We start from the raw sequence: 18423 nt of genomic DNA, 5'->3' as shown, positions 1-18423 counted from the left end.
ATAGGTGCGCAAGGTGCCGGCTAAAACTCCAGCTTTAGGCCCAGCGCCAGCGTAGTGATGTCGGGCAGCGAGAGGGCCCGGCGGTTCAGGTAGTAGCTGATGGCGTACAGGTCGTTGGTGGCCAACTCGTAGTAGCCCGTGAGGCGGCGGGCCCGGCCGCTGGGTGCATCGGGCAGCGCGTAGCTCAGGCTGCTGCCCAGCACCGGCCCTACGCGCGTGGTGCGCGACCACCAGTAGTAATCGTCGGGGTACTGGCCTTCCTCGCCAGTGTTGCGCAACCCGAAGGTGTAGCTGCCATACACGCCCACTGCCAGCGGCGTGAAAGCCAGCCTGGAGCTACCCAACGGCAGTTCCCAGGGAGCGTATTTCACCTTAACGGAAGCAATAGTGAGGGCCGTACCCGCATGGCGGGCGGGCACGTAACCCACCAGCGCGTCGAGGTCGAGGCGACGATGGGCGAAGCTCAGGCCGCCACCTACGCTCAGCATGCCCACACCGCCGCCGGTTTGTAGCACCACGTGGCGCGGCAGGTAGCCAATACGCTGCCGACGGGCCGACTTCGCCAAGCCCAAAACGGGTGGAACTGCCACAGAAACCGTGACCGAATCGGAGCCGGTAGGACCGTTGGAGACCAAAGGTGTGGCCGGCGTGGCCGGGGCAGCCAGCAGCGCCGCCAGAAGTAACGTCGGAGCCATTAAAAGGAGACTTGTTTGAGCCGGAATTGCTTGTCGCCGAACACCGTCACGACGAGATACTTCCGCTTCTCGAAAGCATAAGAGTTGACGTAAGTAACGCCATCGTTGAACGGCTGGCCCACGCCGTAGTCGTGGCGGTGGCCATTCATTTCGAATACCAGGCTAGGTGTTTCGCGCAGGGTTCCGGCGTAAGCATCGCGCAGGGTCGGGTCGAAATCACCATCGTGGGGCGGTACGTGGCTGATGACGACCGAGCGGCTGGCCCCGTTCAGGTCGGCCAGCTGCCCGCGCAGCCAGGGCACATCGGGCACTCGGCCGTTGAAGTTGTACTCGCGGCTGTTGGTGTCAATCAGCACAAATTTTGTGTCGGCATACACAAAGGAGTAGTTCAGGGGACCAAATATTTCCTGGTAAGCCTCGCGGCCGTTGGCCACGTGGTCGTGGTTGCCGATGACGGTCAGGTAAGGCACCTTCAGCTTGCGCAGCTCATTGTCTATCCAGCGCATTTCGCGGCCCAGCCCGAAGTCGGAAATGTCGCCGCTGACCAGCATAAACTGGATACCGGGCTGCTGATTGACACTGCGCACCAAGTCCTGGGCATCATCGTAGAACCGTTGCGAGTCGCCGGAGAATACAAAGCGCAGCGTATCGCCGGGCGGCAGCGGCGCGGCAGTCAGGCGGGCCAGGTTTTTGGCCGTCAGATCTTTCTGGTCGGCGCGGGCGCGGTGGTCGTTGGGGCTGAATTCAACCAGCTCGCAGGCGCTCAGTCCGGTGGCCAGGGCCCCGATAAGTGCGTTCCGCAGGAAGGAGGAAGAAAAAAAAGAAAACATGCTGGTCGGCTGATACATTTCCCGGGCAGCAAGCGACAATCGTTGCAGGGCGGAAAAAGCTGTATACCTTTTATAACGTCTCTTTGTTGAACCCGAAACCTGTTTGAGGCCCCGCAAACCCGCTTTCGGGCCGGCTCGTTTCCGGCATAAAGTCCGTTTGGAAGGAATTGGCCGTGCAAAACCAAAGCAGCGGACAATCTGAAGAAAATCTGAGTTTCTGACAGTTTTTTTTTCCGTTGGGCCGTAGCCGGCTTCTGTTGCTCCCTCCTGGCCCTTCCCCGTCTGCCATTTCCTACCGCGGCAGCCCCAATGCTGGCCTCGCCTAAGTTCCTGCGCCCTGCTACTGGGCCGGCCACCGGGCGGTTTCTGCGGGGCTCATCATTTGACCACCCGATCCGCTTATTCGGGCAATTGCGCGGGCAACGCGGCCTTTGCCAGCTACGGCCTGGCAGGAAAGCTGTTTCTTGCCAAACTTTTTGGCTTTGTGCCGCATTTATTAGTTTTCTCCCTCCTGATTCTTACTGCCGGCATGGCCAAAACTAAAACCCTGTACTTCTGCCAGAACTGCGGCGCGCAGTCGGCTAAATGGATTGGCCGCTGCCCCAGCTGCGGCGAGTGGAACACGTACGTGGAAGAGGTAATCACGAAAGCCGACCCCAACACGGCCGCCAACGCCTGGAAGGCCTCATCGTCGGTGGGCGGCACCTCTAAAACCGCCAAACCCAAGCCGCTGGGCGAAATTATTTTTGAGGAAGAATCGCGCCTCAACACCCACGACGACGAGCTGAACCGGGTGCTGGGCGGCGGGCTGGTACCCGGCTCGCTGGTGCTCATTGGCGGCGAGCCGGGCATCGGCAAAAGCACGCTCATGCTCCAGATTGCCATGCAGCTCGATGGCCTGCGCATCCTGTATGTGAGCGGCGAGGAAAGCGAGCAGCAGATAAAGATGCGGGCCGAGCGCCTGGGCCGCCAGCAGCCGGGCCTGTACATCCTCACCGAAACCAATACCCAGAACATCTTCCGCCAGATAGACCATCTCCAGCCCAACGTGGTGGTAGTCGATTCCATCCAGACGCTGCACAGCTCGCTGGTCGAGTCGGGTGCGGGCTCAGTGAGCCAGGTGCGCGAATGCACCGCCGAGTTGCTTAAGTACGCCAAGGATACCGGGGTGCCGGTGCTGCTCATCGGCCACATAACCAAAGATGGCTCCATTGCCGGACCCAAAATTCTGGAGCATATGGTGGATACCGTGCTGCAATTTGAGGGCGACCGGCACCTGACCTACCGCATTCTGCGCACGATTAAAAACCGCTTTGGCTCGACTTCGGAATTGGGCATTTATGAAATGCAGGGCTCCGGGCTACGGCAGGTAAGCAACCCCAGCGAAATCCTGCTTAGCCAGCGCAGCGAAATCCTGAGCGGGCTGGCCATCGGGGCCACGCTGGAGGGCAACCGGCCGCTGCTGGTGGAGGTGCAGGCCCTGGTAACACCGGCCACTTACGGTACGCCCCAGCGCTCGGCCACCGGCTTCGACGGCAAGCGCCTGCAAATGCTGCTGGCTGTGCTGGAGAAGCGCAGCGGCCTACGCCTGGGCCAGCATGATGTGTTTTTGAACATTGCCGGCGGCCTGCGCCTCGAAGACCCAGCCTTGGACTTAGCCGTGTGCGCGGCCGTGGTCAGCTCGCTTAATGATGTGCCCATCCGGGGCGAAATCTGCCTGGCGGCGGAGGTGGGACTGAGTGGTGAAATCAGGGCCGTGAGCCGCCTCGACCAGCGTTTGGGCGAGGCCGAAAAGCTGGGCTTTGCGGAAATGTACATTTCGCAGTTCAACGCCAAGGGTCTCGATCTGGCCCGCTATGGAATTCGGGTGCACCCGGCGGGCCGGCTCGATGAGGTACTGACGGGATTGTTTGGCTGAACCGGACGAATGTGGCCGTTGCGAGCAACGACCGGCGCAATTGCAACGGAGTTGTAAAAATCCTATATTTTCCGGAGCTGGTACCGCCCTAAACCAAGCACGTATAAAACTTTGTCTGTTTTGCCCGACCCGGCAAAAAAACTACCGGTTCCTGTTGGTCGTTGTGGTTTATTCCAACGTATCTTCGGTTTTGAAATTGACTTATACCGCGACCCATCTGCTTCCTTCTCAGGAGCGGGCCGCCGGTAACCAGCCCTTTGCTTTCGCCCGATGACGCATCGTTTTTCGCTTCTTCCAATTACCATTTGGGCTGCTCTGCTGCTGGCGCCGCTACTGGGACAGGCCCAGGGCACGGTAGTGCTTACGGGCAAAGTCAGTGGCCGGCTCAGTAGCGATACGGTAGCCGTGTCGGTACGCGAAAACCCGCTGGAAGCGCACGAGCAAATCACGTATGCCCGTCTCGACAGCAAGGGCGAGTTTCGGCTGGCGCTGGCCGTGCAGGGCCCCACCCGGGCCGAGCTGGTGTACGACGATGACGTAACGGAGCTGTTTGTGGAGCCCGGCAACCAGTTCGACGTACGTTTCAAGAGCAACGATTTGGCAGGTACCGTCCGCTATAAAGGCCGCGGAGCCGAGGCCAATGCCTTTCTGGCCGAGATGGAAGCCAAATTCGTAGAGAATGAAGGCTTCCAGGTACTGCCCGACAACATTATGTTTTATGAGGTGCCGTTTCTGGAGTTTCTGGACTACCGCCGCAAGGAGGAGCTGAAGTTTCTGGAAACCAACGCCGATGGCCTGAGCCAAGCGTTCAAGGACTTCGTGCAGGCGCGCATTACCTACAGTTACGCCAACGACCGGCTCACGTTCCAAGATCTGCGCGAGCAGGTAGTAGCCACCGAGGGCCGGCTGAAAATGTCGCCCACTTACTACGACTTCCTCAACGATAAAAGCCTGATTGATAATGCTTCGGCTAGCCGCAATGGCCTGTACCAGGAATTCCTGCTCAACTACATCCATCACCTGGCTACCAGCAACGGCAAGCAGCGCACCGACCCCGATTTCTACCAGAATTGCTACGAACTGGCCGACAAGCGGCTGAGCGGCTCCATCAAGCCCATCGTGCTGGGCCGCATCCTCAAGGAGTCGTTCCGCTTCGGCCACATCAAGCAGTCGGCGGCTATGCTTGCTGAGTATCGCGCCGTAGACAAAACCAACCAGTACTATCCGCTGCTGAAGGCCGATTTTGAGCTACACAAGGATTTTGCTATCGGCGCCCCGGCGCCCAATTTCCGGTTGGTTTCGACCACCGGCGACACTACCAGCCTGCGGCAGTTTGCAGGCAAGCTAGTGTACCTCAACTTCTGGCGTACCACCAGCGGCCTGGCCCTGCGCGACCTGCCCTACGCGGCCGATCTGGCCAAGCGTTTTGAGGGCAAAAATATTGTGTTTCTGAACGTGGCGCTCGATGAGAACGAAGGCGCCTGGAAGCAGTTGGTAATCAGCAAGAAGCTGCCGGGAATGCATGTACGGGCCGGCGGAGGTTTGCGCTCGGCCGTGGCCCGCTCCTATGGCGTGCAGGACGTGCCCACGTATTTCCTGCTGGCCGAAGACGGCACCTTTCTGAACACCCGACCCAAGCGCCTGAGCAGCCGTGCCGCCGTCGACGAAATCAAGGAGTCGTTCGGCAAGGCTAACACCTATAGCAGCACGCTGGAGAAGAAATAATTTCGCTGGGAAGCTAGAAGTCAGGAGCCAGAATACCAGAATTGTTATTTCGAATAGCGCGAGAAATCTGACCTGAATCGTTGTTCGAAATCGTTCAACGGTTTAACTCAACTTCCTCCTGCGTCGGAATGACAGTTCTGTTATTCTGGCTCCTGTTTTCTACCTTCCCGCATGTTCTTCCGCCGCCCTGCGCCTGCTTCCGCCGAGCCGCTGACTGATACGGTGTTGCTGGCGCGCTACCGTGCTCAGGGCGACGTGCATGATGTGGGCATCCTCTACGAGCGGCATATGGCAGCCGTGCTGGCCGTGGCGCGCCGTTACCTGCGCGACGAAGCCGACGCCCAGGATGCGGTGATGCAGCTTTTTGAGCAGTTAGTCGAGAAGCTGCGGCGGCACGAAGTGGAAAACTTTCCGGCCTGGCTGCACGCTACGGCCCGCAACCACTGCCTGATGCAGCTACGAGCCCGGCAGCGGGCCGGCCCCGCGGCCGGCGGGGCGCTGGTAGTGCACTTCCCGGATACTGCCGGTATGGAATCGGCCGCCGCCCGGCATCAGGGGGATACCGACGAGGAAGCCGCCGACGCCGAAGAGCACGAGCAGCAGCTCCAGCGCCTCGAAAGCACCCTCGCCGAGCTGCCTCCCGACCAGCGCCAGTGCCTGGAGCTGTTTTACCTCGAAAAGAAAAGTTACCGCGAAGTGGCCATCCTCACCGGCCTCGACCTGAAGGCCGTAAAAAGCCACCTCCAGAACGGCAAACGCAACCTGCGCCGCCACCTGCAAGCCAGCCCCGCCCCCGATGCTTCGTCCTGACGATTTCACTACTGCCCCAACCTCCCGGCACCTGCCCACGGAGCTGCTGCGCCGGTACGTGGCCGGCGAGCTGAGCATGGCCCAAGAGCATACTATAGAAGCCCACACCCTGGAGTGCCCACAGTGCGCAGAGGTGCTGGAGGGCCTGGAAATGCAACCCGCCGCCGTTACCGACGCCAGCCTGGCCGAGTTGCGCCAACGGCTGCACGCCCGCGTGGCCGAACTAGCCGACCAAGGCCCTGCCGGCGCAGTAGTGCGCCCCTTGTGGTGGCGCCCCCTGGCAGCGGCAGCGGTGCTGCTGCTCATGCTGGGCGCCGTGGCCTGGCTGGTACTGCGGCCCGTCACCCGGCCCGAAATAGCCGCCCGCTCATCCCAGACCACTAAAAAAGCCCAGCGCGCCGCTGCTCCGATTGTTGCCTCAGCCGAACCGGCTACTGAATCAGCCGAATTGACGGCGGCCTCTGCGCCTGAGGCAGCGGTAGTGTTGCCGCCTGCCCAGCCGGTTCGGCCAGCATTGGCAGCAGCATCGGCAACACTGCCCGCAGCCCGCGCAAAACCAGCCGACGCAACTGACGCTACGGCTGCGGTTGAAGTGACAGGTTTAGCCAGCAGTCCGAATACCGCCGTTTCGGCTGCCGCTGTTGTTGCTGCTACCCCTCCAGACACCGCGGCACTGGCTTCGGATGCGGCCACCCGGAGCCGGCCGGCCACCGCCGACCAGTTGGCCGCCGAAACCCGCACTGTGGAACGGCCCGAAAAAGCCCGCGCTTTTCGGGCGGCGGCTCCGGCAGCAGGCCTGGGGCGCATGGTGCAGGGCCGCATTGTAGATACGGCCGGCCAGCCCCTGCCGGGCGCAACGGTACTCGTGCCCGGCACAAGCGCGGGCGTGAGCACCAGCGCCGATGGCCGGTTTGCGCTAACCGTGCCGCCCGGCAACCGACAACTGGCCGTCAGCTCCATTGGCTACACCACCCAGACCCGCTTTCTGCAGCCCACCGACTCGACCCTGACCCTGGCGCTGGCCCCCGACACGAAGCAGCTCAGCGAGGTGGTAATCGTGCGGCGCGAAGCCCCACCCGGCCTGCCCAGTCTGGGGCCGCTACCGGCCGGCGGCTACCCCGCCTTCCGCCAGTACCTGCACGACAGCCTCAATTACCCAGAGAGAGCCCGTGACCGGAAACAGGAAGGCACCGTGCGGCTGCAATTCACGGTGGGCACCGATGGCAGGCTGTCCGACATCAAAATCGTGCGCCGCCTCTCGCCCGAGTGCGACGCGGAGGCCGTACGGCTGCTAAAAGAAGGACCGTTGTGGTTTCCAGGAGCCCAGAACGGCCGTCGCACGGCCCGCAAAGTCGAAATCAACGTGCCGTTTTCGTTGGAGAATCGGTAGAGTCTGGGCAATAAGAGAAAGGCAGACAGTAGGGGTTTTACACGAACCGTTCGTGTAAAACCCCCACTGTTTGCCTTCCTCTTTGGTTACTTAACCCGAGTTGCGAAGCAAGAGCGGCCTAAGACGCAGGGTTTGTTCGCGCCCTACACCACTCACAAGCATAGCATACCCACGCAACGGTGAACGGGGCCAGCCAGCGCTATACGTTACGCCGGTAGCCTGCCTCGGCGCCCGACTCACTTAAAAAAACACTAGCCGCTGTAGCCGCCGCCGCTTTCGGGGGCGGTGGCGCTACCGCCGGCCTTGTCGGGCGTGGGCAGTTCGGGCTCGGTTTTTACCTGCACGTTGCTGTAGTCGGGAGTACCGTTGCCCTCAGTAGGAACTGGAGTTTCGTCGGTAGCGGAGCCGCCGTCATTTTTAGGTGCCGGAGCCTCTTTGTTTTCGAGGTGCGGCGGCGTAATGGCAGACGGCTGGCTGGTGGTAGGCTGGTCGCCGGGCGTGGCCAGGGCGTCGGATTCGTCTTCGAAAGTCTTTTTCATGGGATAGAAAAGGGAGGAATAAGGGTTCTGCGTGAACTGCAGCCAGCAACGGCCTGCCCAAATAAAGCCAGGGCTATAGGGGGTTTAGCCGATAGAATTACCGGAACGCTCTACGGCGAAGCTGATTTTTGCGGTAATCCGGTACTCAGTAATCTTGTTGTCGCGCACTTTGCAGCTCTGGTCTTTGATGTAGATGGAGCTAATGCCCTTAATGGTAGACCCGGCTTCGTTGAGGGCATTTTGCATAGCATCTTCGAAGCTTTTTTCGGAAGAGGCCAGTACTTCGATTACTTTTTTGATCGAGCTCATAGAACGAGAGTTAAAAGGGTAGAAAAACGAACAACTGCTCGGTTCTACGGGGCCAGTGGCTCGGCGGACGAATAGTAGCCCGGAAAGGCCGCTACTGCTGCGGACGAACTGGTTTTGGGAGTCCGTGTAGGCGGCTCGCGGCGGGCTGCGTACTTTTACCACCGGGGTTTCCCTTCATCAACTACCTTTCTACTGCTGATTATGACCCAGTTCCGCCAGGAAAAAGACACGATGGGCACCGTGCAGGTGCCGGCCGACGCCTACTACGGCGCCCAGACCCAGCGCAGCATCGACAATTTCCAGATTGCCCAGGACATCAACCGGATGCCCAAGGAAATCATCCGTGCCTTTGCCTACCTCAAGAAAGCCGCCGCCCTCACCAACCAGGAAGCCGGCGTACTCGATGCTGATAAGGCCGCGCTGATTGGCCGCGTGGCCGACGAGATTCTCGAAGGCAAGCTCGACGACCAGTTCCCGCTGGTGGTGTGGCAGACCGGCTCGGGCACCCAGAGCAACATGAACGTGAACGAGGTAATTGCCTACCGCGGCCACGTGCTACAGGGCGGCAGCCTCGCCGACGAAAAGAAGGTGCTGGCACCCAACGACGACGTAAACAAGAGCCAGAGCAGCAACGACACCTTCCCGACGGCCATGCACATTGCGGCCTACAAGATGCTGATGGAAACCACCATCCCGGGCCTCGAAAAGCTGCGCGACACGCTGCGCGCCAAGAGCGAGGAGTTCATGCACGTGGTTAAAATTGGCCGCACGCACCTGATGGACGCCACCCCGCTGACCGTGGGCCAGGAGTTTTCGGGCTACGTGAGCCAGCTCGACCACGGCCTGCGCGCCATCAAGCACACGCTGGCCCACCTGAGCGAGCTGGCCCTGGGCGGCACGGCCGTGGGCACCGGCATCAACACGCCCGCCGGTTACTCCGAAAACGTGGCCCGGCACATTGCCCAGCTCACCGGCCTGCCCTTCATCACAGCCGAAAACAAGTTTGAGGCCCTGGCAGCCCACGACGCCATTCTGGAGTCGCACGGCGCGCTGAAGACGGTGGCCGCTTCGCTGATGAAAATTGGCAACGATATCCGCCTACTGGCTTCGGGCCCGCGCGCCGGCATCGGCGAGTTGCACATCCCCGACAACGAGCCCGGCTCCAGCATCATGCCCGGCAAAGTGAACCCCACCCAGTGCGAGGCCCTCACGATGGTGGCCGCCCAGGTAATGGGCAACGACGTGGCCATCAACATTGGCGGCATGAACGGTCACTTCGAGCTGAACGTGTTCAAGCCGATGATGATTTATAACTTCCTGCACTCGGCCCGCCTCATCGGCGACGCCTGCGTGAGCTTCAACGACAAGTGCGCCGCGGGCATCGAGCCCATCAAGGCCAACATCAAGAAGCACGTAGACAGCAGCCTGATGCTGGTAACGGCCCTCAACCCGCACATCGGCTACTACAAAGCCGCCGAAATTGCCCAGACGGCCCACAAAAACGGCTCGACCCTGAAGGAAACCGCCATCCAGCTCGGCTACATCACCGCCGAGGATTTCGACGCCTGGATGAAACCCGAGGAAATGGTGGGCATGTAGGTTTCAGAGCCTGGTATAAGAACGTCATTCTTCGCTGCATCCTGAATGACGTTTCGGTTATTCGCTCGTGAGCCGCTGCCCCGCCCGGGGTGGCGGCTTACTTTTTTTCCGGGCATCTTTACCAATATCCGTAAATTGATTCTGCTATGGATTTCTCTCAGAACATCATCCTCGAAAACGAGCGGGCCCAACTGCGGCCCCTCACAACGGCCGACTACGAGGCCCTACTATCCGTGGCCGCCGACCCCGAGTTATGGGCCTACACCCTGACCCGCGCCGACGACGCCATTGGGCTGGCCGCCTATATTGCTCAGGCCCTGGACGGCCGCGAGCGGGGTCTGCGCTATCCGTTGCTCATTATTGATAAGCAAACCGGGCTGGCCGCCGGCAGTACCAGCTTTTACAACGTAAGTGCCGAGGAAGCGCGCATTAGTATCGGGTACACCTGGCTGGGCACCGAGTTTCAGCGCACCGGCCTGAACCGGGCCTGCAAATACCTGCTGCTGCGCTACGCGTTCGATGTGCTGGGCTGCGAGCGGGTTGAGCTGGAAACCGACGCCCGCAACACCAAGTCGCGCGAGGCAATGCGCCGGTTGGGGGCCACCGAGGAAGGCACGCTGCGCAGCCACCGCTACACCCAGGGTGGCGTGCGGCGCGACACAGTGATTTTCAGCGTTATTCGCTCTGACTGGGAAGAGCTGCGGGCGCGCGTGTTCCGCCAGACCGATGACGACCGAGCCTAAGCCACCACCGCCCGTCCCTGGGCGACCCACTACCCTGCTGCTGCGCCGGATGGCCAGCTTCGGCCACGCCTTCCGGGGTGTGGGGGCGGCATTGCGCACCGAGGTTCACCTCTGGTTTCATGCCGTTGCCACGGCCGCCGTGCTGGGGCTGGGGCTGTACTGCGGCCTGGCGCGCTGGGAATGGGCGGCCGTGGCCCTGAGTGTGGGCGCGGTGTGGTGTGCCGAGCTGCTGAACACGGCTATCGAGGCAGTCGTCAACCTGGTGTCGCCGGAGTACCACCCGTTGGCGGGCCGCGCCAAGGATGTGGCCGCCGGTGCCGTGCTGGTAATGGCCCTGGCCGCGCTGGTGGTAGGCCTGCTGGTGTTCGGGCCGTATTTCTTTTAGGCGCCGGGAGGGACCGTCATTCAGCGCGCAGCAAAGAATGACGGTCCCTCCCGGATTATAGCTCCAGCCAACGAACTACGGCGGGGCTTCGTACCATGACTGGGGCGCACGGCGGCTTTCCGGCAATTGCTGGCAAGGGCCGTTTTTCCGCCACCCACTGCCTGTATGCGAACTTCTTTTCTGCTGACGGCCGGCCTGGCGGCGGCGCTGTTTACCACTACTACGGCCTGCCAGCGCGGCATAGCCCTTACCACGCCCACCGACCCGCCACAGTCGGGCAACGCCAACGGGGTATCGACGCCCGCGCCCACTAGCGCCAACACCATCGAGCCCACGCCCAACCCCGAGCCCACCTTCAGCACGGCCAAGCGCCCGGCCTGGCTCGAAGAGAAAATTAAGGCGCATTTTGAGGCAAAAAAGGCCAATCCGCCCATCCAGATCTATAGCTACCAGTACAACGGCGCTACGGCATACTACGAAACGGCCGGCTGCTGTGACCAGTTCAGCAACCTGTACGCCGCCGATGGCAAGCTGCTCTGCCACCCCGACGGCGGCCTGACGGGAAAGGGCGACGGCCAATGCCCCGATTTTACCAAAGCCCGAACCGAAGAGAAGCTCGTCTGGAAAGACCCACGGTAGTTTTTCTGTAGAAATACGGAAGGCAACAGGGGAAGCGAGATAATGTAGTTTTGTGTCCTTCCCATTTCTCTTTCGTTACGCGCGGTCGGGTCGCACCGCTCCCGTCTCCCATTTCATTTTCAGTAGAATGATTAACACCATTGAAAAGCTTGGCGCATACAACGTGTGGGCCAACAACACCCTGCTCGGCCACCTTGATAGCCTCGTAGCCCAGGGCGCCACGCTGCCCGCAGGCGGAATGCGCATCTACAGCCACGCACTCAACGCCCAGGCCATCTGGCTCGGCCGCCTCACCAACACGGCCAGCCCCGTAAAAGTGTGGCAGGAGCACGATTTGGCCGGCCTGCACCACTGGCACGAGCAAACGTCGGAGCGCTTCCATCAGTACTGCCAGCAGGCCGACGATGCGGAGCTGAACCGCCTCATTACGTACACCAACTCGGCCGGCGACGGTTTCACCAGTCAGGTTTCCGATATTCTGACGCACATGCCCATTCACGGCAACTACCACCGCGGCCAGGTGGCCAAGGAGCTGCGCGCCGCCGGCCTGGAGCCTATCAACACCGACTTCATCACTCACTGCCGCGAACTGTCGGCTAAGGCTGCGGCGGCCGACGTGCCCAGCCTGTAGCCCGGCCGAAAGCTGCTTACGCGTATCGGGCAGTGAGCAAACGCAAAACCCTTTCGGGCGGCTCGGGCAGCCAACCGAAAGGGTTTTGCGTTTGTTAGAAAGAAAGCGCGTGTGGCTGATGCTGCCGCTCTACCGTTTCCATCCCTTCCCCTTTCCATGACCAACCCGCCTATTCCGGCCCAGCCGCCCGTGCTCAGCGCCGAGCGCCTCGCTACGGCCCTTTCCTACGCCCAGTACCGCCAGCGAATCGATGAGCTGATGGCCCAGGGACAGACCACCGGCGAGACGCAGTCGCCCGAACTGACGGATTACGCCAGGCTCAACATCCAGCGCATGCAGCGCCTCGACAAGAAAGCGGAACTGCTGCCCGAGCTGCAGCAGGCCTTGGAGGCCCTGACGCGGGAGTATGCCTGGGTTATTATTACCGAAGGCTGGTGCGGCGACGCGGCCCAGATTGTGCCCGTACTCGAAAAAATGGCCCAGGCCAGTAAGGGCCGAATCAGGACGTACTACTTGCTGCGCGATGAAAACTTGGACCTGATGGACCGCTACCTCACCAACGGCGGCCGGGCCATCCCGAAGCTGCTGGTGCTGCACGCCGACACCCGTACCGAGGTAGCCAACTGGGGCCCGCGCCCCGCCGAAGCCCAGGATTTATTTCTGGAAACCAAGGCGGCCGGTGCTACTCACGAAGAATTTGCCGAAAAACTGCACGGCTGGTATGCCCAGGATAAAACCCGCGCGATTCAGCAGGAGCTGCTGGCGTTGGTGCGGGGCCTGTAAAAGGCTACTGCAAACTGCTACCGCAGCCGGTCCATGCTGCGAACCAGCCGCTCATCGCGCCGGATGAAGCGGCTGGCCAGCAGGTTAAGCATCAGGGCCAGCGTGGGCAGGTAGAACCCGGCCTCATAAGTGCCGATAAGCTTGATGTTGAGCAGCTGCTCGCCCTGGCTGGAGTAGTAAAAGTTGGCGGCGATGGTGCCCACAATCAGCAGGAAGTTGAGCATGCCCAGCTTGAGCTGGTTGAAGCGGTTGCGGAACTGGAAGATGGATAGCAACGCCACGGCCGCCGAAGCCACGGCCAATGCCGCAATGGCCCAGGTATTGGTTGCGCCGAGGGTGCTGCCGCCCGGCGCGGCACTGGCGAAACTGAGCGTAAAGGCCGTTAGCAGGGCCGTTCCCTGGCTGGCGGGGTCGGTTTTAGTCCAGATGGGCACCACCAGTACGCTGAGCATGGACAGGGCCAGCAGCAGCAGAAATACGCTTTGGATTCTTTGTATCATCTTTGTGGATTGACTGTTCGGCTGACTAAAAACGCCCCTGCGGGACGACAAAAGTAGCCAACTGCGACCAGAAAAACAGGATTCCTCTCCATGCCTACCGCCTATATCGTGGACGCCGTCCGCACTCCCATTGGCAAATTTGGCGGGGCGCTCAGCAGCGTCCGCCCCGACGATATGGCCGCCCACGTCCTGCGTGAGCTGCTCCGCCGCAACCCCACCCTCGACCCCAGCGCCGTTGAAGACGTGATTCTGGGGGCTGCCAACCAGGCTGGAGAAGACAACCGTAACGTGGCCCGTATGGCTGCGCTGCTGGCTGGCTTGCCCGTTACGGTGCCCGGCAACACCGTCAACCGCTTGTGCGCCTCGGGCCTGCAGAGCATCATGGACGCTTCGCGCGCCATCCGGGCCGGCGAGGGCGACGTGTACCTGGCCGGCGGCACCGAAAGCATGACCCGCGCGCCCTTCGTAATGGCCAAATCGACGACGGCCTTCGACCGCGACTTTACGGCCCACGACACCACGCTGGGCTGGCGCTTCGTCAACCCCAAGCTCTCGAAGCTGCACCACCCTTACGCCATGGGCGAAACGGCCGAAAACGTAGCCCGCCAGTACAACGTGAGCCGCGCCGACCAGGACCAGTTCGCCTTCGACTCGCAGCGAAAGTACCAGCGTGCCTTCGAGAAGGGCCGCTTCCGCCGCGAAATCGTGCCCGTATTCATTGCGAATCCGAAGGGCCATGCGGCTCTCTTCGATCAGGATGAGCACCCGCGCCTTTCCACCCTCGAAAAGCTCGCCACGCTACGGCCCGCCTTCCAGGTAGATGGCAGCGTAACGGCCGGCAACTCGGCCGGCATCAACGACGGGGCCGCCGCCCTGCTCCTGGTAAGTGAAACTGCTTTGGAGAAGTATGGCCTCAAGCCCATGGCCCGGGTAGTGGCCTCAGCCGTTACCGGCGTCGACCCCGCGTACATGGGCATCGGGCCGATATCGGCTACCCGTAAGGTGCTGGAGCGCGCCGGCCTCAGCATCGACGACATCGACCTATTCGAACTCAACGAAGCCTTTGCCGCCCAGGCCCTGGCCTCCATGCGCGAGCTGGGCATCGACCCGGCCAAAGTGAACGTGAATGGCGGCTCCATTGCCATCGGCCACCCGCTGGGAGCCAGTGGCACCCGCATAACGGCCACGCTACTGCACGAAATGCAGCGCCGCGACAATGTGCGCTACGGCCTGGCCACTATGTGCGTGGGCGTCGGCCAGGGCGCGGCTATTATTTACGAGAAGCTGTAGGTACGAGCTGTAGCGCGAACCGCAGAACAGTGAAACTAAGCTCCGGCTTCGCCTATCATTTCTGACTGCCGCGCCGCGTGTAATCGTTCAACGATACGCGAAGCCGGAGTTTCGCGCTACAGCCGATAGTATAATTCATTCATGCACGACCCGCTGCTGAACCCGACACTGGAGCTGCCCGTAACTGGGGCCCGGCTGCGGCCCTGGACGTTTGCCGATGCGCCAGCCCTGGCCCGCCATGCAAACGACGACCGGGTAGCGCGCCACATGCGCGACACGTTTCCGTTTCCCTACTCGGCCGGCGACGCGGAGTTTTTCCTGTGTCTGGTGGCCGACAGCACCCGCGACCTGTTTCTGGCCATTGAAGTTGACGGCGAGCCGGTGGGGAGCGTAGGGGTCCACTTCAAAACCGACGTGCGCCGCCGCTCGGCCGAAATCGGATATTGGCTCACGCCCGCCTGCTGGGGCCGGGGGCTGGCCACGGCCGTCGTGCGCACCACCTCGGCCTACGTGCTGGCCCATTTCGACGTCTGCCGGCTCTACGCGGTAGTATTCGCCAACAACCCCGCCTCAGCCCGGGTGCTCGAAAAGGCCGGCTACGAGCTCGAAGGCCGCATGCGCCGCAGCGTAGTAAAGGATGACCAAACCCTGGATTCGTTGCTCTACGCGCTGGTGGTATAGCGTCCTTGAGCTGTTAGCTTGTAGCTGACAGCTGTTAGCTCTCTACTGACATAACGACTTCACAAAAAAGCTAACAGCTCTCAGCTAAAGGCTAACAGCTCAAAAACATGCGCTACTTCCTGCACCTAGCCTACGACGGCACTGAGTACCACGGCTGGCAGATTCAGCCGCGGGTGACGACGGTGCAGCAGGAGTTGGACCGCTGCCTGAGCCAGGTGCTGCGCCAGCCGGTGTACTGCCTGGGCAGCGGCCGCACCGATTCGGGCGTGCATGCCAGCCATCAGGTGGCGCATTTCGATGCCGATGTGCCCGACAGCCTCGATTTGCCCACGCTGCTCTACCGCCTCAACCGGGCGCTGCCCACCGGCATTCGGGGGCAGGTGCTACACCCGGTGCCGGCCGATGCCCACGCCCGCTTTGCGGCCCGGGCCCGCACCTACGAGTACCATGTGCGTCTCATCCCCGACCCCTTCGCCACCCGCTTCAGCCTCTACCTCGACCGCGCCCCCAACCTGGAAGCCATGAACGAGGCAGCGGCCCTGCTGGTCGGCACCCACGATTTCACCAGCTTTTCCAAAGTGAAAGGTGCCGAGAAGCATTACAACTGCACCTGCTTCGAGGCCGGCTGGCACCTGGAGCCGGGCGGATTGGTGTTCCGCATCCGGGCCAACCGTTTCGTGCGCGGCATGGTGCGGCTGGTGGTGGGAACCCTGCTGAGCGTGGGCCGGGGCAAGCTGAGCCCGGAGCAGTTCGGCGAGGTTTTCCGGAGCCTGAGCCGCGTGCACGCCAGCGGCGCGGCCCTGGCCGGCGGCCTGTTCCTGTGCCGCGTCGAGTACCCGGCCGAGCTGGTAGACGCGGCGCTGCTGCCCGCCGGGCTGCCGTATTTTAAAGGGGAATAGAACGGAGCTGAAATAGCACGTCATTCAGAGCGAAGCGAAGAATATCGCGTGAAGTCGTTGAGCAAGCATTGGCCAGCGTCAGCATGCGAGATTCTTCGCTTTGCTCTGAATAACGTGCCATTCTGACTTCTATCTTCTGGCTCCTCCTCACATTCCGCCCGCCGGCTGGTTACCTTTGCATTCTCGTAGAAACCACGAATGGAGCAAGCTACCCCCGCCACCAAAACCGGCAACGTATTCGACTGGCAGGTGCTGCGCCGGCTGATGAAGTACGTGCGGCCCTATAAGCGCGTCTTTTATTTCCTGATTTTCCTCACCGTTGCCACGGCCGCGCTGGGCACGCTGCGGCCCTTCCTGATTCAGCAGATGGTCGATGTGAGCATCGAGCAGGGTGATGTGGCAGGGCTAAACAAGATGTTCGGGCTGCTGCTGGTGCTGCTGACGGGCCACGCCGTGGTCAGCTACCTGCAGACGTATTTCGGCGGCTGGCTGGGCCAGTACATCGTGCGCGACATCCGCGTCGACCTCTACCAGCACATCCTCGACCTGCGCCTCAAGTTCTTCGACCGCACGCCCATCGGCCAGCTCGTCACGCGCAATATCTCCGACGTCGAAACGCTGTCGGACGTGTTCAGCGAGGGTCTAGCGGCCATGATTGGCGACATTCTGCAGCTCGTGTTCATCGTGAGCTTCATGTTTTACATCGACTGGCGGCTGACGCTTATCAGCCTGTCGGTGATTCCGCCGCTGCTCATCAGCACCTACGTTTTCAAGGAGAAAATCAAGCAGTCGTTCCAGGAGGTGCGCACGGCCGTGTCCAGCCTCAACTCCTTCGTGCAGGAGCACCTGACGGGCATGAACGTAGTGCAGATTTTCAACAACGAAGCCCGCGAGCAGCGCAAGTTCGAGGCCATCAACCAGGAGCACACCCGCGCCAACGTGCGCTCGGTGCTTTACTACAGCATCTACTTCCCGGTGGCCGAAGTGCTGGCCGCTGCCGGTGTGGGTCTGCTGGTGTGGTACGCCGCCCAGGGCCAGATTGAGGGCACGATTTCCAAGGGCGCGCTCATCGCCTTCATCATGTACAACGCCCTGTTCTTTCGGCCCATCCGCCAGATTGCCGACCGGTTCAACACGCTGCAGCTGGGCCTGGTAAGCACCGAACGCCTGCTGAAGCTGCTCGATAGCAAGGAGCTGATACCTGACAATGGCTCCTACATTCCCGAGCAGCTGCGCGGCGACGTGCAGTTCGAGCACGTCTGGTTTGCCTACAACGACGAGGATTGGGTGCTGCGCGACGTGAACTTCGATATCAAGGCCGGCCAGACCTACGCCTTCGTGGGGGCCACCGGGGCGGGCAAAACCAGCATTATCAACCTGCTGAGCCGCTTCTACGAAATCAATAAAGGCACCATCCGCATCGACGGCCACGACCTGCGCGACTACGACCTCAAGGACCTACGCCGCCACATCGGCGTGGTGCTCCAGGACGTGTTCCTGTTCGCTGGTACTATCCGCGACAACATCACGCTGGGCAAAACCGACATCTCCGACGCGCAAATCTGGGAAGCCGCCGACCTTGTGGGTGCCCGCCGCTTCATCGAGCGGCTGCCCGGCGCCCTCGACTATGCCGTGATGGAGCGCGGCGCCACCCTCTCGGTGGGCCAGCGCCAGCTCATAAGCTTCGTGCGGGCCATGGTGTACCAGCCGCGCATCATCATTCTCGATGAGGCCACTTCGTCGGTCGATTCGGAAACCGAGGAGCTGATTCAGCAGGCCATCGAGAAGCTGATGCAGGGCCGCACGAGCCTCGTTATTGCCCACCGCCTGAGCACTATCCAGAAAGCCGACCAGATTATCGTGCTCGACAAGGGCGAAATCAAGGAGTCGGGCACCCACGAGGAGCTGCTGCGCCACCAGGGCTTCTACGCCAACCTCTACCAGATGCAGTACGCTTGATTTTGAGCCTACCAGAACGTCATGCAGAGCGCAGCGAAGCATCTCGCGTGCTGACGGTGCTACAGTGATTCAACGCCAGCACGCGAGACGCTTCGCTG

Annotated in this window: 19 protein-coding genes; 14 read left to right on the top strand and 5 right to left on the bottom strand. The window is 61.5% G+C overall.

Translation table 11 applies throughout. The annotated features are described in order from the left end of the window. Nucleotides 1-20 precede the first annotated feature (20 nt). Nucleotides 21-695 (bottom strand): hypothetical protein, encoded by a 675-nt coding sequence (locus D0N36_RS12120; RefSeq protein WP_147320849.1) that lies wholly within the window; start codon nucleotides 693-695, stop codon nucleotides 21-23. Beyond that, nucleotides 695-1525: a metallophosphoesterase family protein gene (locus D0N36_RS12115; RefSeq protein WP_116941849.1), complete on the bottom strand. Its 831-nt coding sequence runs from the start codon at nucleotides 1523-1525 to the stop codon at nucleotides 695-697. The genes D0N36_RS12120 and D0N36_RS12115 overlap by 1 nt, the downstream gene beginning before the upstream one ends. A 529-nt stretch (nucleotides 1526-2054) precedes the next feature. Between D0N36_RS12115 and radA the strand changes: the two genes are divergently transcribed. The 4 genes from radA (at nucleotide 2055) to D0N36_RS12095 (ending at nucleotide 7368) form a co-directional block, all read left to right on the top strand. Next, a complete protein-coding gene (gene radA / locus D0N36_RS12110) occupies nucleotides 2055-3443 on the top strand; it encodes a DNA repair protein RadA (RefSeq protein ID WP_116941847.1) in 1389 nt (462 codons plus the stop codon). 270 nt (nucleotides 3444-3713) lie between these two features. Then, complete coding sequence (locus tag D0N36_RS12105) at nucleotides 3714-5168, top strand: TlpA family protein disulfide reductase (RefSeq protein WP_116941812.1); 1455 nt, start codon at nucleotides 3714-3716, stop codon at nucleotides 5166-5168. Nucleotides 5169-5339: 171 nt separating this feature from the next. Continuing rightward, nucleotides 5340-5978, top strand: a complete 639-nt coding sequence (locus D0N36_RS12100) for an RNA polymerase sigma factor (protein ID WP_116941810.1) — start codon at nucleotides 5340-5342, stop codon at nucleotides 5976-5978. Next, nucleotides 5965-7368 (top strand): TonB family protein, encoded by a 1404-nt coding sequence (locus tag D0N36_RS12095; protein ID WP_116941808.1) that lies wholly within the window; start codon nucleotides 5965-5967, stop codon nucleotides 7366-7368. The genes D0N36_RS12100 and D0N36_RS12095 overlap by 14 nt, the downstream gene beginning before the upstream one ends. Before the next feature lie 251 nt (nucleotides 7369-7619). On the opposite strand, the gene D0N36_RS12090 is transcribed toward D0N36_RS12095, so the two are convergent. Together D0N36_RS12090 and D0N36_RS12085 are read right to left on the bottom strand one after the other, a co-directional pair. Beyond that, entirely contained in the window at nucleotides 7620-7907 is a 288-nt protein-coding gene (locus D0N36_RS12090) for a hypothetical protein (RefSeq protein WP_116941806.1), read from the bottom strand. A gap of 84 nt (nucleotides 7908-7991) precedes the next feature. After that, nucleotides 7992-8216 (bottom strand): dodecin family protein, encoded by a 225-nt coding sequence (locus tag D0N36_RS12085; protein WP_116941804.1) that lies wholly within the window; start codon nucleotides 8214-8216, stop codon nucleotides 7992-7994. 201 nt (nucleotides 8217-8417) lie between these two features. On the opposite strand from D0N36_RS12085, the gene fumC reads away from it, so the two are divergent. The 6 genes from fumC to D0N36_RS12055 all read left to right on the top strand — a co-directional run bounded on the left by fumC (nucleotide 8418) and on the right by D0N36_RS12055 (nucleotide 12996). Continuing rightward, entirely contained in the window at nucleotides 8418-9815 is a 1398-nt protein-coding gene (fumC, locus tag D0N36_RS12080) for a class II fumarate hydratase (RefSeq protein WP_116941802.1), read from the top strand. 146 nt (nucleotides 9816-9961) lie between these two features. After that, nucleotides 9962-10558 (top strand): GNAT family N-acetyltransferase, encoded by a 597-nt coding sequence (locus D0N36_RS12075; protein WP_116941801.1) that lies wholly within the window; start codon nucleotides 9962-9964, stop codon nucleotides 10556-10558. Further along, the gene (locus D0N36_RS12070) at nucleotides 10542-10943 is read left to right on the top strand and encodes a diacylglycerol kinase family protein (RefSeq protein WP_116941798.1); all 402 of its coding nucleotides are present in this window, start codon (nucleotides 10542-10544) and stop codon (nucleotides 10941-10943) included. The genes D0N36_RS12075 and D0N36_RS12070 overlap by 17 nt, the downstream gene beginning before the upstream one ends. A 165-nt stretch (nucleotides 10944-11108) precedes the next feature. Next, nucleotides 11109-11582 carry a DUF6970 domain-containing protein gene (locus D0N36_RS19645; protein ID WP_218136886.1) on the top strand — a complete coding sequence of 158 codons (474 nt, stop codon included), beginning with the start codon at nucleotides 11109-11111 and terminating at the stop codon, nucleotides 11580-11582. A 127-nt stretch (nucleotides 11583-11709) separates the two neighbouring features. Continuing rightward, on the top strand, nucleotides 11710-12213 hold the full coding sequence (locus tag D0N36_RS12060; RefSeq protein ID WP_116941796.1) for a DinB family protein: 504 nt from the start codon (nucleotides 11710-11712) through the stop codon (nucleotides 12211-12213). A gap of 156 nt (nucleotides 12214-12369) precedes the next feature. Next, nucleotides 12370-12996, top strand: coding sequence for a thioredoxin family protein (locus tag D0N36_RS12055; protein ID WP_116941794.1), 627 nt, complete (start codon nucleotides 12370-12372; stop codon nucleotides 12994-12996). A gap of 17 nt (nucleotides 12997-13013) precedes the next feature. Here D0N36_RS12055 and D0N36_RS12050 read toward each other — a convergent pair whose 3' ends face one another. Beyond that, nucleotides 13014-13496 (bottom strand): DUF4293 domain-containing protein, encoded by a 483-nt coding sequence (locus D0N36_RS12050; RefSeq protein ID WP_116941792.1) that lies wholly within the window; start codon nucleotides 13494-13496, stop codon nucleotides 13014-13016. Nucleotides 13497-13586: 90 nt separating this feature from the next. Here D0N36_RS12050 and D0N36_RS12045 point away from each other — a divergent pair, with 90 nt between their 5' ends. The 4 genes from D0N36_RS12045 to D0N36_RS12030 all read left to right on the top strand — a co-directional run bounded on the left by D0N36_RS12045 (nucleotide 13587) and on the right by D0N36_RS12030 (nucleotide 18325). Further along, the gene (locus tag D0N36_RS12045; protein WP_116941790.1) at nucleotides 13587-14786 is read left to right on the top strand and encodes a thiolase family protein; all 1200 of its coding nucleotides are present in this window, start codon (nucleotides 13587-13589) and stop codon (nucleotides 14784-14786) included. Nucleotides 14787-14927: 141 nt separating this feature from the next. Next, nucleotides 14928-15467, top strand: coding sequence for a GNAT family N-acetyltransferase (locus tag D0N36_RS12040; RefSeq protein ID WP_116941788.1), 540 nt, complete (start codon nucleotides 14928-14930; stop codon nucleotides 15465-15467). A gap of 107 nt (nucleotides 15468-15574) precedes the next feature. Continuing rightward, the gene (truA, locus tag D0N36_RS12035) at nucleotides 15575-16366 is read left to right on the top strand and encodes a tRNA pseudouridine(38-40) synthase TruA (protein WP_116941785.1); all 792 of its coding nucleotides are present in this window, start codon (nucleotides 15575-15577) and stop codon (nucleotides 16364-16366) included. Between the two features lie 198 nt (nucleotides 16367-16564). Then, a complete protein-coding gene (locus D0N36_RS12030; protein WP_116941783.1) occupies nucleotides 16565-18325 on the top strand; it encodes an ABC transporter ATP-binding protein in 1761 nt (586 codons plus the stop codon). Nucleotides 18326-18423: the final 98 nt, after the last annotated feature.

It is taken from the genome of Hymenobacter lapidiphilus, assembly GCF_003417065.2.
Classification (GTDB): Bacteria; Bacteroidota; Bacteroidia; order Cytophagales; family Hymenobacteraceae; genus Hymenobacter.
This window is presented reverse-complemented; position numbering and strand designations above follow the sequence as displayed.